General features: G+C 61.1%; 16 protein-coding genes. 13 read left to right on the top strand and 3 right to left on the bottom strand.

What is annotated here, in order from left to right; translation table 11 throughout:
* The first annotated feature begins 67 nt into the window (after positions 1 to 67).
* Genes Mame_RS08700 through Mame_RS08665 form a run of 8 tightly spaced genes read left to right on the top strand, consistent with a single transcriptional unit; the run spans position 68 to position 6689 of the window.
* Entirely contained in the window at positions 68 to 490 is a 423-nt protein-coding gene (locus tag Mame_RS08700) for an acetyl-CoA carboxylase biotin carboxyl carrier protein (RefSeq protein ID WP_018067506.1), read from the top strand.
* Positions 483 to 1853: an acetyl-CoA carboxylase biotin carboxylase subunit gene (locus Mame_RS08695; RefSeq protein ID WP_018067507.1), complete on the top strand. Its 1371-nt coding sequence runs from the start codon at positions 483 to 485 to the stop codon at positions 1851 to 1853. Before Mame_RS08700 ends, Mame_RS08695 begins: the two co-directional genes overlap by 8 nt.
* Positions 1846 to 2499, top strand: a complete 654-nt coding sequence (gene pxpB / locus Mame_RS08690) for a 5-oxoprolinase subunit PxpB (protein ID WP_018067508.1) — start codon at positions 1846 to 1848, stop codon at positions 2497 to 2499. Before Mame_RS08695 ends, pxpB begins: the two co-directional genes overlap by 8 nt.
* Entirely contained in the window at positions 2496 to 3476 is a 981-nt protein-coding gene (locus tag Mame_RS08685; RefSeq protein ID WP_018067509.1) for a 5-oxoprolinase subunit C family protein, read from the top strand. The genes pxpB and Mame_RS08685 overlap by 4 nt, the downstream gene beginning before the upstream one ends.
* The gene (locus Mame_RS08680; RefSeq protein ID WP_018067510.1) at positions 3466 to 3864 is read left to right on the top strand and encodes a hypothetical protein; all 399 of its coding nucleotides are present in this window, start codon (positions 3466 to 3468) and stop codon (positions 3862 to 3864) included. The genes Mame_RS08685 and Mame_RS08680 overlap by 11 nt, the downstream gene beginning before the upstream one ends.
* On the top strand, positions 3861 to 4622 hold the full coding sequence (locus tag Mame_RS08675; RefSeq protein WP_018067511.1) for a LamB/YcsF family protein: 762 nt from the start codon (positions 3861 to 3863) through the stop codon (positions 4620 to 4622). The genes Mame_RS08680 and Mame_RS08675 overlap by 4 nt, the downstream gene beginning before the upstream one ends.
* 38 nt (positions 4623 to 4660) lie before the next feature.
* On the top strand, positions 4661 to 5437 hold the full coding sequence (locus tag Mame_RS08670) for an SDR family oxidoreductase (protein WP_018067512.1): 777 nt from the start codon (positions 4661 to 4663) through the stop codon (positions 5435 to 5437).
* A gap of 43 nt (positions 5438 to 5480) precedes the next feature.
* Positions 5481 to 6689, top strand: coding sequence for an aspartate transaminase (locus Mame_RS08665; RefSeq protein WP_018067513.1), 1209 nt, complete (start codon positions 5481 to 5483; stop codon positions 6687 to 6689).
* On the opposite strand, the gene Mame_RS08660 is transcribed toward Mame_RS08665, so the two are convergent.
* Complete coding sequence (locus Mame_RS08660) at positions 6686 to 7597, bottom strand: LysR substrate-binding domain-containing protein (RefSeq protein ID WP_018067514.1); 912 nt, start codon at positions 7595 to 7597, stop codon at positions 6686 to 6688. The genes Mame_RS08665 and Mame_RS08660 overlap by 4 nt on opposite strands.
* A 414-nt stretch (positions 7598 to 8011) precedes the next feature.
* On the opposite strand from Mame_RS08660, the gene Mame_RS08655 reads away from it, so the two are divergent.
* The 3 genes from Mame_RS08655 (at position 8012) to Mame_RS08645 (ending at position 11045) form a co-directional block, all read left to right on the top strand.
* Positions 8012 to 9004, top strand: coding sequence for a TRAP transporter substrate-binding protein (locus tag Mame_RS08655; RefSeq protein ID WP_018067515.1), 993 nt, complete (start codon positions 8012 to 8014; stop codon positions 9002 to 9004).
* Positions 8964 to 9602 (top strand): TRAP transporter small permease, encoded by a 639-nt coding sequence (locus Mame_RS08650; RefSeq protein ID WP_210162301.1) that lies wholly within the window; start codon positions 8964 to 8966, stop codon positions 9600 to 9602. The genes Mame_RS08655 and Mame_RS08650 overlap by 41 nt, the downstream gene beginning before the upstream one ends.
* Positions 9603 to 9740: 138 nt before the next feature.
* Complete coding sequence (locus Mame_RS08645; RefSeq protein ID WP_018067517.1) at positions 9741 to 11045, top strand: TRAP transporter large permease; 1305 nt, start codon at positions 9741 to 9743, stop codon at positions 11043 to 11045.
* Between the two features lie 26 nt (positions 11046 to 11071).
* Here the strand turns inward: Mame_RS08645 and Mame_RS08640 are convergent.
* A protein-coding gene (locus tag Mame_RS08640; RefSeq protein WP_155122060.1) for an IS3 family transposase occupies positions 11072 to 12261 on the bottom strand; the annotation gives its coding sequence in 2 pieces (ribosomal slippage) (positions 11072 to 12012 and positions 12012 to 12261; 1191 coding nt in all).
* 90 nt (positions 12262 to 12351) lie between these two features.
* Between Mame_RS08640 and Mame_RS08635 the strand changes: the two genes are divergently transcribed.
* Together Mame_RS08635 and Mame_RS08630 are read left to right on the top strand one after the other, a co-directional pair.
* Positions 12352 to 12567, top strand: a complete 216-nt coding sequence (locus Mame_RS08635; RefSeq protein WP_079920735.1) for a hypothetical protein — start codon at positions 12352 to 12354, stop codon at positions 12565 to 12567.
* A gap of 161 nt (positions 12568 to 12728) precedes the next feature.
* Positions 12729 to 13677 (top strand): IS630 family transposase gene (locus Mame_RS08630; protein WP_155122056.1). Its coding sequence is split into 2 segments (ribosomal slippage): positions 12729 to 13064 and positions 13066 to 13677, totalling 948 coding nucleotides; the frame shifts between segments, so codons are not numbered across the junction.
* A 251-nt stretch (positions 13678 to 13928) separates the two neighbouring features.
* On the opposite strand, the gene Mame_RS08625 is transcribed toward Mame_RS08630, so the two are convergent.
* On the bottom strand, positions 13929 to 14996 hold the full coding sequence (locus Mame_RS08625; protein ID WP_018066135.1) for a type 2 periplasmic-binding domain-containing protein: 1068 nt from the start codon (positions 14994 to 14996) through the stop codon (positions 13929 to 13931).
* Between the last annotated feature and the right edge of the window lie 142 nt (positions 14997 to 15138).

Genomic DNA, 15138 nt, shown 5'->3' with positions numbered 1-15138 from the left:
GCAGGCTTGCGATGCTAGTTTTTGACGAAACGCTGGTTCCAAAAGCAAATCAGGACGCGAAAACTGGATGCCGATCACGACGGAAAACCTGATCGCCCGTATGACCTGGGTCCGAAAGAACGGCCTTGCAGCCTTCTCCTATGAGGAAGACGGCAACAAGGTATCGATGGTCAGCGGCGCTGTTTCGCCATCCGCGCGTAAGTCCCCGCCGCCTGCGCCGACGCCCGCTATCGCGGATGAAACGCCCGCTTTCAGAGGCATTTCCGCACCGCTCGGCGGTGTCTGCTACCTCGCCGACAAGCCGGGCGCGCGTCCCTTCGTGACGGTCGGTGACCGGGTTTCGAAAGGCCAGACGGTCTGTCTGATCGAGGCGATGAAGATCATGACGGCGATCGCTGCCGAACAAGACGGGGTAATAGCGAAAATCCTTATAGAAGACGGCGACCAAGTCGATGCCGCCCAGATGTTGATGAAGCTCGCAGATGACTGAGACCAGACAGAAAACGCTGTTCGTCGCCAATCGCGGCGAGATTGCGCTCAGAATCATCCGGGCCGGCAGAAGGCTGGGACTGCGGGTGGCCTGCGGCTTTTCCGAAGCCGATCGTGATGCGTCCTATCTCGCGGCTGCCGATGATGCGATCTGCATTGGCCCGGCGGCGGCGTCAAAGAGCTACCTCAATATAGCCGCCATCATCAGTGCGGCCCGCCTGCTCAAGGCGGACCTCATCCATCCCGGCTACGGCTTTCTTTCGGAAAAGCCGGAATTCGCCGAGGCGGTTGAAAGCGCCGGCATGACGCTGGTGGGTCCAAGCGCCGACGTCATGCGCCGCATGGGCGACAAGGTCGAGGCTAAGGCCGCCATGCTGGCCGCTGGCGTTCCATGCGTTCCAGGTTCAAAAGGCGCGCTTCCGGCAGATCCAGCCGGTATGCGGCCGATCGCCGAAGAAACCGGCTTCCCGGTGATCTTGAAGGCTGCCGGCGGCGGTGGCGGGCGCGGCATGCGGGTCGTGCGGCGGGCGGAAGAGCTTGCCGAGGCTGCCATGCTGACCCGACAGGAGGCGGAACGCTTCTTCGGCAATGCGGAAATTTATCTGGAAAAATTCCTTGAGCGCCCGCGCCATGTCGAAATCCAGATCATGGCGGATGCCCATGGCCATGCGGTCTGGCTCGGCGATCGCGACTGTTCGATGCAGCGCCGCCACCAGAAGCTGATCGAAGAAGCCCCGGCACCCGGGATCGACCGCGCGCTTGTGGCCGAAATTGGTGCGCGCTGCGCCCGATCCTGCGTCGATATCGGCTATGTCGGCGCCGGCACGTTCGAGTTTCTCTATGAGGACGGCCAGTTCTATTTCATCGAGATGAACACCCGCATTCAGGTGGAACACCCGGTCACCGAAATGGTGACGGGTCTCGATATCGTCGCGCTGCAGATCGAGATGGCCTGCGGCAAGCCTTTGCCCTTCGTGCAGGACGATATCGTCTCTGCCGGCCACGCGATCGAGTGTCGCATCAATGCCGAAGACCCCGAAACCTTCGCGCCAAGTCCGGGACGGGTTACCGCGCTGCATCTGCCGGGCGGTCCCGGCGTCCGGGTCGACACGCATATGAATTCCGGCGGCGCGGTTTCAGCGCATTACGATTCCATGATCGCCAAGGTGATCGCACATGGCGCGGACCGGACCGAAGCGCTTGCGCGCGCCCGTGCGGCGGTCGCCGAAATGCGGGTCGAGGGGATCAGCACCAACCTCTCCCTTCACCGCGATCTGATCGCCGAACCCGGCTTTGCCGCCGGCGGCGTTTCAATCCACCATCTCGAGCGCCTCTTGAAGGGCAAGGCAGGCGATCATGCCTGAACAGGGCCTGTTTCCGATTGGCAGCCGCGCCCTGATCTATCAGGTCGATTGCCCGTTTGATCTCCCCCATCAGCAGCGCATCTGGGCGATGGCCGAGGAGGTCTCGACATGGAAATGCGTGGCCGAGGCTGTACCGGGCATGACCAATCTGGCGCTGCGGCTGAAGGACGTGCCGCCCGACCTCGACATCCTCGAAATGCGCCTCGATGCGCTGTGGCAAAGCGGACGCACCAAGACGCTCACAGGCAAGGTGCTCGACATCGACATCACCTATGGCGGCGCGGGCGGCCCGCATATTCATGAGGTTGCCGAGATGACCGGCCTTGGCATCGACGAACTGGTGCGCCGTCATGCAGCGCCCAGCTACACGGTGTTCGCCGTCGGCAGCCATGCGGGCTATTGCTATCTCGGCGGGCTCGATCCGCGCCTTCAAACGCCGCGGCGCAAGGTGCCGCTTCAAAACCTGCCGGGCGGCTCGCTGTCCGTCGCCGGTCTGCAGACAGGGGTATCGGCCTCGGCCGGGCCGAGCGGCTGGAACACGATCGGCACGGCCGACACCGTGTTCTTCGACCCGATGCGCGAGCCTGCCGCCCTTCTCGTACCGGGCGACCAGATCCGGTTCAGGCCGGTGGAGGTGATCGCATGATCGAAGTTGTTGCACTCCCGGCCCTTGCCACCGTTCAGGATCTCGGTCGACACGGTCATTGGACCGAGGGCCTGGGATCGGCGGGCGTGATGGACCCGCTTTCTCACCGCATCGCCAACTGGCTTCTCGGCAATGCCGATACTGACGCCACGTTCGAAATTCCACTGACGCCAGGGCGGTTCGAATTCATCGAGGATACCGGCTTTGCGATTGCCGGCGCTGCCTGCGACGCCAGGCTCGACGGCCTCGCACTGCCCCGCTGCTTTGCCGGGACGGCGCTTGCCGGGCAGGTTCTCGAATTCGGCGCGATGCGCGATGGCGCGCGGGTCTATCTCGCGCTTCCCGGCGGCATCGACGTGCCGGAAATGCTGGGCTCGCGCAGCACCCAGTTGCGCGAAGGCTTCGGCGGCTTCGAAGGCCGGGTTCTCAAGCCCGGCGATCGCCTGCAGGGCCGCTCTGCGCCGGGCAGGCTGAGCCGCATCAGCGTCAACCTTCCACCGCTGCGACAGGATGGCGAAGCCGAAATTCGCCTCCGCGTGATCCCCTCGGCGGAAACCGGGCAATTCACGGAAACCGCGCTGGAAGGGTTTTATGGCAAGGCCTACAAGGTCACCCCGCAGAGCAACCGCCAGGGCTATCGCCTTGAGGGTCCGATACTGGAACGGTGGACGGAAGGTGAGTTGCGCTCTCACGGCATCGCGCCCGGCATCATCCAGGTGCCGGCCTCCGGCCAGCCGATCATTCAGCTCGCCGATGCCGCGACCATGGGCGGCTACCCCAAGATCGGCTGCGTCATCGACGCCGATCTCTGGCGAGTGGCACAGGCAAGACTTGGTGATCTGATCCGGTTCGAACCGCTGACCCTTGCCGGAATGAGAGAGGCCGAAGAGGCCTTCGCAGCCTACCTCGAAGAAACCCGGCAGCAAGTCGCGACAGGCCGAAGACTGTTTCAAAGCTGGAGCCGCGATGTTTTCTGAAACCGAACTCGAAACCCTGAGCGAAGGCATGCGTCAGACCGGTATCCGGGAACTCCGGATCGATGGCGTCGATGGCTTTCTGGAACTCGTCCTGCCCGAGGCAGAACATCAAGCGTCGCTGGTCACTGGTCCCGCTCCAACCACGCGTGTTTCCGTCCGAAGCCTCGCGCTTGGCTTGTTTCAGCCGTGCGGCGATGATGACGGGCTTTCCGCAGTCTCGTTCGGTTCGAGCGTCCGCGCGGGCCAGATCATCGGCTACGTTGCCGACGGCTGCGTGCGCGCGCCGATCGAAGCGCCAGCATCGGGCGTCATCGCCTCCGACATCCCAGCGTCCGGAACGGTGGTGGGCTATTGCGACATTCTGTTCGAACTGGAGGCTCAGCCATGAAGATCGATATCAACGCGGATCTGGGCGAAGGTTTCGGCCCTTACGAAATCGCTGATGATGCAGCGCTGATGGACCAGATCACCTCCGCCAATGTTGCCTGCGGCTATCATGCCGGCGATCCGGTGATCATGGACCGCACCGTCCGTCTCGCCAAGGAAAAGGGCGTCGATCTCGGCGCCCATGTGGCTTTCCCCGACAGGATGGGTTTCGGTCGCCGCAAGATGGATATGCCGCTAGGCGAATTGCGGGCCCATGTCCTCTACCAGCTTGGCGCGCTTGATGCCTTTGCCCGCCGCGCCGGCCACCGGATCACCCACCTCAATCCCCATGGCGCGCTTGGCAATCTGGCTAGCGCCGATACGGCGATCGCCGAGGCGCTTGCAGATGCAACGGGTGACTTCGATCCCGAGATCGCCTTTCTGGTTCTGCCCGGAAGCGCGCTGGAAAAGGCGGCGCTGGAGCGCGGACGCAAGGTCGTCCGGCTGTTTCTCGCCGATCGCGGCTATCTGCCGAACGGCCAGCTTGCACCACGCAACCAGAAGGGCGCTGTCATCAAGGATGTGGATGCGGTTCTCGCCCGTGTCTTCCAGGTGCTGGGCGAGCAGAAGATCACCTGCGTCACAGGCGAGGAAATCGACATGCAGGTGCAGTCAATCCTCATTCATTCCGATACGCCCGGCGCGCTCGAACTGGCAACCCTGCTGCGGGCGAAAATCCTGTCTGCCGGCGGCGTGGTCGCACCGATGACGCGCCGATGATGCCGAATTCTGAGACATATTGAACACAAGGAATACCGATGCCCGCTTCTGATTACAAAACCGCTCTCGTCACGGGCGCTTCTACCGGCATGGGCCGCGCTATCGCCAAAAGGCTGGCCGAGAAGGGGCTGAAAGTCCACGCCGTTGCGCGCAACGCAAAGAGCCTTGAGGAACTTGCCGCGACCAACGGCAACATCGTCACGCATGTGCTCGACGTTTCAGACACCGAGGCGGTGACGAAAGTGGTCTCCGGACTCGATATTGACGTGCTGGTCAATTGCGCAGGCGTCTCGCGGCCGGGTAGCATTCTCCAGTCGGATGCCTTCGACATCGACGAGCAGATCGACGTCAACCTGCGCGCCGGCCTGCATCTCGCCCGCCTGCTGCTGCCGAAGATGATGGAGCGCGACCGCGGGCATATCTTCAATATCACCTCGATGGCCGGCCATTACGAATTCGGCGGTCACATCGCCTATCACGCCACCAAGGCCGCAATGCACACTGTTTCCCGGCAACTGCGCGTCGATGCCTTCGGACGGCGCGTGCGGGTCACCGAAATCAGTCCCGGCCGGGTCGAGACCGATATTTTCGCCCGCGTCGAAAAGATCAGCCCCGAGGAAGCCCGCGAGAAGTATTTCGAAGGCTTCGAGATGCCGCAGGTCTCCGACATCGCCGACGCCGTCGAATACGCGATTGAGACGCCGCAATACGTCAATATCGGCCTGATCGAACTGCTGCCGACCCTGCAGGTGCCGGGCGGCCTGAGGACGGGCAAGCGCGTCGGCGGCGACGTCATTCTCACCGGCAACAAATAGGACGCCGTCGCCTCAGCCAGAATAGCAAACCGAGGAGTACCTCATGTCGGCAGAAAAACTTGCCACCCGCGTGACATCGATCCGCGTTTCTCCAAGCACCGCCGCCGCCCAGAAGGTGCGCGACCTCAAGGCCGAAGGTCGCGAGATCCTGAACCTTACGGTGGGCGAACCGGATTTCGACACCCCGCACGCGATCAAGACGGCCGGCGTCAAGGCAATCGCGGAAGGCGACACCAAATATACGCCGGTCAACGGCACGATCGCGCTGCGCAAGGCCATCCAGCATGACTTCAAGACCAGGCTCGACATCGACTGCGATCTTGATCGCATCTGTGTTGGCGGCGGCGCGAAGCAGATCCTGTTCGTTGCAATGATGGCGACGGTCGAAGCCGGCACGGAAGTCATCGTGCCTGCGCCCTACTGGGTCTCCTACCCGGACATGGTGGTTGCGAATGGCGGCACGCCGGTGATCGTCCATTGCGACGAGAGCTCCCGGTTCAAGCTAACGCCCGAGGCGCTCGAGGCCGCGATCACCCCGCGCACTCGTTGGGTGATCCTGAATTCGCCGTCGAACCCGACGGGCGCGGCCTACACCGCCGAAGAACTGCGCGCGCTCGGCGAGGTCATCAAGCGACACCGAGATGTGCTGGTGATGTGCGACGAAATCTATGACCGCATCTGGTTTGCAGACTTTCCGGCACAGAGCATTGTGAGCGGGATGCCGGAGCTTGCCGATCAGGCGCTGGTCGTCAACGGCGTTTCCAAGTCATATGCCATGACAGGCTGGCGGATCGGCTATGCGGTCGGGCCGAAATTCCTGATCGACGCGATCAACAAGCTGCAGTCACAGATGTCTTCCTGCCCCTCCTCCATCAGCCAGGCCGCCGCCGCTGCCGCACTGACCGGTCCGCAGGACAGCGTCGAGGAAACCGTCACGGTCTACCGTGCGCGCCGTGATCGCGCGCATGAGCTGATCAATGCAATCCCCGGACTTTCCTGCCTGTTGCCGGACGGCGCCTTCTATCTTTATCCGAACTGCGCCGGCGTCATCGGCAAGAAGACTCCAGCCGGCAAGACCATCGAGACCGATCTCGATTTCAGCCTTTATCTCCTGGAAGAGGCAGGCGTCGCTTCGGTGCATGGCGGCGCCTACGGGCTTGAGCCTTATTTCCGTATCTCGACTGCGACGTCGATGGAAATCATCGAAGCCGCCTGCGCTAAAATCGCGGATGCGGTCGCGAAACTCAGCTAATCCTGCTGTTCGCCATGCTGGCGGGCGAGCGCGACGAGGTTCTCCTGAACCACCGTCGTCGCCTCGCTCAACGGCAACTGCGCCGACCAGCAGACCGACATGTTGATGCGCATGTTGGGATTGCGGATACGGAAGCTTCTCGCCTCGGGCAGCCGGCGCTGCACGGCCTTGCAGGCAGACAGCGGTAGGATCGTGTCTCCGAGCCCTTCGCCAAGTGCGTTTGAAAGCACGGAGATCGACTCCGTCTCGGCGATAATGCGCGGGGCAAGGCTCATACGGCCGAGATTGGTCTCGATGACCTGCCGCAGGGTATGGACCCGGCTTGGCAGGATGAGGTCGCGCTGCGCCACATCGGCGAAGCCAACATCCGCGCCGTCTTCGAATTCCTCCGATACCGTCACGAAATGCAGTTCCTCGGTCAGTATGCGTTCGAAGCCGAGGCTCGGAATGGGACCGGGATAGAAGATCAGAGCCACGTCCATCTTGCCGGTCATCAGCAACTCGCTCATGGTTCCGCCGCCGACATTCTCGTTGACGTAGAGCACGATGCCCGGATATTCGGCACGGATCTTCTTGATCAATTGCGCCGCCAGAAGCGCGCCGAGACCGAGCGGCGCAAGGCCGACCCGCACGACGCCTGTGATTTCCTCGGATGCGCTGGCGATATCGAGTTCGGCCTCGTCGATCTGGCGCAGGATGCGCTGCGCATGGCGATAGAGCACCTTGCCCGCCTCTGTCGGAACGACGCCGCGTTTGGAGCGGATCAACAATTGCCGGCCGTAATGGGCCTCAAGGGCTGCGATCTGCTGACTGAGCGCAGGCTGGGCGATATGCAGCATCGCTGACGCACGGGTGATGCTGCCGATATCGATGATCTTGACGAAAGACTTCAGCTTGCGGATATCCATGACGCTCGTCCCTGCAATCGCGCTTTTGTGCCATACGCGGTTTTATCTGGCTTTGAGACGCAGTATCGCGACGACTGACACCGAGACGGGCACGACATACGACGGTTTTTTGCGGCGGATATACATGAAAACGCCGATTTGTTGTAGCCTCCTGTGCAACGCCCCACTACAAGCTGCACGATCGAGCATGGCGGACCGGGCGTCGATCGTATTTTAAGCGCTGCGAAGCTGGGCGCGCAAGCAGACGTAAACATAGGTTTTCACGATCACATCAGAGCGAACCAGTGTTTTTCCTGCACGGACAACATCTCTAACCTGCGGAACTGCGTACAAAAAATGGGTTCAGGTCTTCCGGCGCGTATGTGAAATGCCTTTGCGCCGCCGGTTGATCGCAACGAAGTAGGGAACAGACGTATGAAACTGCTTAAAACAACCGGCATCGCTACCGCCGCGCTGATCGCCTCTGCGAGCATCGCCGCCGCGGAAACCAATCTCCGCTTCTCCGACGTTCTTCCGGAAGGCAACTTCATGGTCGACAATGCCCGGACCTTTGCCGATGCCGTCGAAAAGGCCACCGATGGCGAGGTGACCATCACCGTGAACGCCGCCGGTTCGCTCGGCTTCAAGGGCCCCGACCAGCTTGCCGCAGTCCGCGATGGTCTTGTCGACATGGCCGACATCAACATCAGCCAACAGGTCGGCTCCAATCCCATGTTCGGCGCCGAGGGCGTGCCTTTCCTGGTCACCTCGATGGATGAGCTGAAGGAATACCACACCTATCTGCGTCCCGAATTCGAGAAGCTGTTCGAGCAGTATAACCAGAAGCTGATTTACATGGTGCCGTCGCCGGCACAGTATGTCTATCTGAAGGAGAAGATCGAAAACATAGACGATTTCGATGGCATTCCGGTGCGCGGCGCCGACAAGAACACCGTCGACATCATCAGCAGCATCGGCATGGACGGCGTCGTCATGCCGTGGGGCGAGCTTCTGCCCGCACTGGCTTCCGGCCGCGTCGATGGCGTTGCCACTTCCGCCACCTCCGGCGTGGATGGCCGCTTCTGGGAATTCCTGGAGTACATCTACCCGACCAACCACACCTGGGGCTCCAACGCCGTGACCATCAACATGGATGTCTGGAACGATCTTTCCGAAGAAGATCAGGCCGCCATCCTTGAAGTCGCCGCCGAACTGGAGCCTAAGTTCTGGGACGTCTCGCGCGAATCCGACGAAAAGAGCCTGAAGATCATGGAAGACAATGGCATGGTCCTGGTTCCGCTTTCCGATGAGCTGAAGGCAGAGATCGCCGACAAGGCCAAGTCCGTTCAGTCCGACTTCTTCGAACGGGTTCCGGACGCCAAGCCCTATGCGGACGAGTTCCTCGCAACGAAAAGCGCGCAAGACTGAAATGAGTGATACCCCGTCTCGCGAAAACACCCGCCCCCTCGGTGGATTTCGTGGACCTGCTGCGGTCCTGCAAAGGACCGCAGATCTGGTTTCACTCCTCGGCGCATGGCTTGCCGGGCTCTGCATCGCAAGCCTGACTCTGCTGGTGCTGACGGATATTCTGCTCGCCTTCTTCAGCAGATATCTGAGCTTTGTCCCTTCGGGAACGGGCATTGGCTGGGAGTATAGCGCCTACCTGATGGGCGCGGCCTTTCTGCTGGGCTCCGGCATGACACTGCGGGCCGGACTGCAATTGCGCGTTGAACTCATTCTTTCTTCAGGTCGGGCCGGGCTCGTCCGGGTTCTCGAGATTGTTTCCGCCGCGCTCGGTTCCGCCGTCACCGTTACCCTGGCGATATGGCTCTTCAAGTTCACGCTGCGCAACTATGGCTATGGCGATGTCTCGCAGGAGAGTTTCACGCCGCTGTGGCTCCCCCAGGCCGTGCTGACGCTTGGCGCCGCGATCCTGGCCTTCCAGATGATCGCCCGGCTTATCACCGCTGTTAGCGGCAATGTGGTCAACGACCCCCAATTGGGCGCGGCCAGCGCCATCGAGTGACAGAGGCATATCCGGCAGGAGCGGATGTCGCCTTTCCGCCGGACACGTCCAAAACAATGAAAAGCGCATTTGAGGTGATTTTTTCACCGGAACGGCGCCGGTGCGGCAGAGACCGCAGCTTTAATCAAAGGTGAACTTATGGGAACGGTCGTCGCAAGCCTTTTCGGGCTTTTGTTCGGAACTCTCGTCGCAGGCGCATGGATCGGCATTGCGTTGCTGACGACCGCGATCGGCCTCGCCGCCTTCTTCACCCACATTCCGATCGACCGGCTGTTTCCGCAGTACATCTTCAACATTCTGACGACGCCCGATCTGGTGGCCCTGCCGCTGTTTATCCTGATGGGCGAGTTTCTGTTTCGCACCAAGCTTTCGCAGGCGCTGTTTTCGGGACTTGCGCCATGGGCGGGCCTGCTGCCGGGCCGCCTGCTACATGTCAATATCGTCGGCTGTTCGATCTTTGCGGCAATTTCCGGCTCGTCGGCGGCAACAACGCAGGTCGTCGGGCGAATGACGCTGAAGGAACTCCTGAACCGCGGCTATTCGCCGGAACTTGCCATCGGCAGCCTCGCAGGCGCGGGCACGCTTGGCTTCCTGATCCCTCCCTCGACGGTGATGATCATGTATGGCGTTCTCGCCAATGAATCCGTTCTGAGATTGTTTACCGCCGGCTTCATTCCGGGCCTGCTGCTGGCCTCGACCTTCGGCGCCTATATCATGATCCGCAGCAGCATCAAGAAGGACCTTGTTCCCGAAAGCGAGCGCGCGCTGCGCCACATTCCCTTCCGTCAGCGCGTTGCGGCGCTGCGCGATCTCGCGCCCGCCATGTTCCTGATCGTCTGCGTGCTGGGCTCGATGTATGGCGGTCTCGCGACGCCCTCGGAAGCCGCGGCGCTCGGCGTCGTCGGCGCCTTCCTCGTTGCCCTCTTCCAGAAGGCACTTTCGCTGCGGGTGATGCGCGACATCGTGCTTGGCGCGGTGCAGACATGTTCGGTCATGGGCATCATCATTCTCGGCGCCTCGGTGCTCGGCAATATCACCTCCACGCTCGGCATACCGTCCGCCGTCGCCAACTTCGTGACCGAGATGAACCTATCACCGATCCTGCTAATCGTGGCGCTGATCGCGCTCTATCTGATCCTCGGCACGGCGCTTGAAGGCTTCGCAATGATCGCGACAACGCTGCCAGTGGTCCTGCCGCTGGTGGAAGCGGCCGGCTTCGACAAGCTCTGGTTCGGCATCTTCATGGTCCTGGTCGTCGAAATGGCCCAGATCACGCCGCCGGTGGCCTTCAATTTCGCGGTGATCCAGAACATCACCGGCCGCAGCACGGCCTATATCGCCAAGGTGACCTTCCCCTTCCTGGTGATCATGATCATGTTCGTGCTGCTGCTGGCCCTGTTCCCTCAGATCGTCACATTCCTGCCGGACATGCTTTACGGCTAGCGCAAAACTGACCTGCCACTGAGTTTTCATCGGGCTGCGATTAGAACCTGGGCGGTTTTTGATACGCCAAATGGCGCGGTGTGAGCAACCGGTGGAAACGCGAAGCTTTCATTTTGCGTAGCGTTGGAGCCGGTTGCGGTGATGGTTTCGGCATAGCCTGCCGGGGTCTGGTATCCGAGCGATGAGTGCGGTCGGAAATGGTTGAAATCATCTACCCATTCAGCAATGACGCTTCGGGCATGGTCGAGGCCGAAGAACAGGCTCTCATTGAGCAGTTCGTCGCGCATCCGACCATTGAAACTCTCGAGATAACCGTTTTGCATCGGCTTTCCCGGTGCGATGTAGTGCCACTCGACATTGTGATCCTTGGACCAGGCGAGGATGGCATTCGAGGTGAATTCCGTGCCGTTGTCTGAGACAATCATGCCGGGCTTGCCGCGCCGCTCAATCAGCGTTGTCAATTCTCGTGCGACACGGCGACCAGAGATCGAAGTATCAGGAATTGCTGCCAGGCATTCGCGCGTCACGTCATCGACGATGTTGAGCACGCGGAAGCGTCTGCCGCAGGCGAACTGATCGTGAACGAAATCCAGCGACCAGCGGGCATTTGCCTTTGCTTCGACGAGGATCGGCGCACGCGTTCCGACAGCACGCCTCCTGGCTTTGCGCTTGCGCACGGAAAGACCTTCCTCCCGATACAGTCGGTAGATGCGATTGACGCCGGATGGCTCTCCATCACGCCGAAGCAAAATGAGCAGCCGTCGGTATCCGAAACGCCGCCGCTCATTCGCCAGATCGCGCAGCTTCGTTCGCAGTTCGACCTCCGGCGGTCGGCAAGACCGATACCGAACCGTCTTGCGGTCGGCGGAAATGATTTGGCAGGCCCGCCGTTCCGAAAGACCCATGGAGGCCTTCAGATGCGCAACGGCTGCACGCTTGGCGACGGGCCCTACCATTTTTTTGCTAGAAGCTCACGAAGCGCGGCTGTGTCCATCATCTGCTCGGCGAGCAGCTTCTTCAGCTTGGCATTCTCGTCTTCAAGCGCCTTCAACCGCTTGGCCTCGGACACTTCCATGCCGCCAAATTTGGCTTTCCAGTTATAAAACGTCGCTTCTGAAATCCCGTGCTTGCGGCAGAGATCGGCCGCCTTCGCGCCAGCCTCCTGCTCCTTCAGCAGACCGATAATCTGCTCTTCCGTAAATCTCTGCTTCTTCATTCGTCCATCCCTTAATAGGCCGGACTCTAATCCATTCTGGAGGAAATTCTCAGTGGCACGTCAGTCCGACTACGGACGGCCAAGGGATGAATGGCGTCGGCGCTTGTAGAATGTCAGAGACCGGCCATTGCCGCCGCGGGCTTCACATACGGCCGGCGATCCGTCACCACGCGTTTCCTGGTCGAGGACCTCGGCATTTCGGTGCACAGCCTGCAACGTCAGCTCGGCGCGGAAAGCCTGTCGGTTCGCCAACTGATGCGCGAACACCGCGCCGAGCTGGCCGCCGGCGTTTCCGATGTCGCCTAGGTGCTCGGCTATGCCGACAGCGCGATGCACTCCCGCGCCTTCAAGACGTGGACGGGCGCGGCCCCGCGCTAGAGCGGTTCTGTGTTTGACGGAATCAAAGGGATTCCCCTTTTGCTGGTTTTGTGATTCAAGATGCTGGCTGGGCAGGAGGCCAGCATCTGATGACGGCACCTCTTTCCAATGATCTTCGTAAGCGTGTGGTTCTTGCCATTGAGGCTGGCGAGAGCTGCCGCTCGGTCGCTTCCCGCTTTGGGGTTTCCGTGTCTGCTGCAGTGAAGTGGTCGCAGCGCTACCGGGCGACAGGTTCGGTCGCGCCCGGCAAGATGGGTGGCCATCGCAAGCGCATACTGGAACCGCACCGGGCCTTCATCATCGAGCGCATCAACCAGACCTCGCATCTGACGCTGCACGGGCTGAAGGATGAACTGGCTGCGCGTGGCGTAAAGGTCTCGCACGATACGGTCTGGAAGTTCCTGCGGCGCGAGGGTCTCAGCTTCAAAAAAAACACTGTTCGCCCTTGAGCAGGCGCGCGCCGACATCGCCAGACGGCGTCAACGCTGGCAGACTTTGCAGGCCGGCCTCGACCCCAGCAGGCTGGTGTTCATCGATGAAACCTGGATCAAGACCAATATGGCCCCGCTTCGGGGATGGGGCAAACGCGGCAAACGCCTTCGCGGCTTTGCGCCGCATGGGCATTGGCGAACCCTGACCTTTCTCGGCGCGCTGCGCTGCGACCGGCTGACGGCCCCTTGCGTCTTCGACGGGCCGATCAACGGCCAGTGCTTCCAAGCCTATGTCGAGCAGATCCTCGTGCCCACTCTCAAGCCCGGTGATATCGTCGTCATGGACAATCTCGGCAGCCACAAGTCAGCCGCGATCCGCAAGGCGATCAAAGCGGCAGGCGCAAGGCTATGGTTCCTGCCGCCCTATTCGCCCGATCTCAATCCGATCGAACAGGCGTTCGCCAAGATCAAACACTGGATGCGTATGGGGCAGAAGCGAACCGTCGAGGAAACATGGCGGGCCATCGGCCGCCTCGTCACCACCATCAAACCGCAAGAGTGCGCAAGTTACCTTGCAAATGCTGGATACGCTTCCATTAAAAACTGAAACGCTCTAGGCGATGCAGGCGGTGGCCGATCCACAGGACTGATCACTCAAGGAAGCCTGCCCCTTGTGGGGCCGCAACCGATCTGGCCTACGACCCGGGTTTCGGGGTCCTTCAACAATGACACAAGCAGCCCGCAACTGTGTCGAACATCGAAACGCAGGCAGCCGAGCGATAAGCCACACTTGCGCAAAGGACGACACAAGGGCGCCCTGCCGGACGCATCCCGCGACACGTCCGGCAAGTGTCCGGTCTATTTGAAATAGACCGGCGCAATCTCCTTGAGAACCTCGACAACATCGGGCGACTTGAAGCCGTCATAGAGGGCGTCGAGCATTTTCCGCGTACCGGCCTCGCCGGTGAACGGACGCAGGCCGGTCTGCATGGTTTCGACGGCCTTCGCGTATTCGGGATCGGCCACGGCCTTGGCGATGGCGTCCTGCCAGGCGGTTACATATTCTTGCGGCGTTCCGGGCGCGAGAACATAAATCATCTGCGCGGCGGCCGCCTGATTGAAAGCCGAGAAGAGCTTGTATTTCGGCGTGCCGAGCACCTCGGGCGCATATTCGCGCACCATCGTGTCGAAGGTCGGCGCATCGATCGCGGATTCCGGGTCGAACCGGTCTCCATTCGGAATGCCGACCTGGCCGAAAGCCCCGACAGTTCCCGCTTCGGCGATCGCCGTGCTCTGGACGGCGTAGTAATCGCTGTTGAGGCTCGTGACGTTCGTCTCTCCCTGTGTGATCGACTGAACCATATTGCCGGCGAGCTGGTAGCCCCCGATGATGTTGACCTTGGCGCCGAAGATATTGGCGAATACGGCGAAGCGGCTGGCGTTCTCGCTGGCCGGAGAGGTTGCGCTGAACAAAAGCGGCTTCGGCGTGTGGGCGAGATCGGTCGGTTTCGACACATTCAGGTCATCGCGGATGAGAACAACGGTGTTGACCGGCTGGCTTCCGGCGATTGCAAAATCGCGCAGATCGAAGTCGAAGTCGTTGACGGTCACCCACCTGACCGGCATCGAGTTGCACAGGCAGATTTCCATTCCGTCGGGAGACGAAGAATTGTGCATGTAGATGCCGGCCTGAATACCGGCCGCACCCGGTTTTGGTTCGACGACGACAGTCGGTTGCCCCGGCAGGTATTTCTGGATGAACGGCGCAATCGTGCGGGCGAAAAGATCCGTGGAACCGCCGGCCCCGTAGTTCTGGATAATGCGCACGGTCTTGCCGGAAAAGTCCACATCCGCGGCCCCCACAGGCCCCGCCATGGACAATATGGCAAGGGCGCCTGATACAGCTATAATCAGTTTCAGCTTCATTTTTTCCTCCTCCTTGGGTGCACGAGACTGGTCAATCAGCAACCGGTGCACACGGTCGCCTTGGGAAAGCGGGGCTTACCTCCCTGCCCCGCTTTCCCGAGCATTTCGGTTTTGGTCCGATGCGAGGTGAGCAGGTTCTCCT

This window comes from Martelella mediterranea DSM 17316 (genome assembly GCF_002043005.1).
Taxonomy (GTDB): domain Bacteria; phylum Pseudomonadota; class Alphaproteobacteria; order Rhizobiales; family Rhizobiaceae; genus Martelella; species Martelella mediterranea.
Note: the sequence above shows the minus strand (reverse complement) of the source record. Positions and strands in the feature narration are given on the sequence as shown.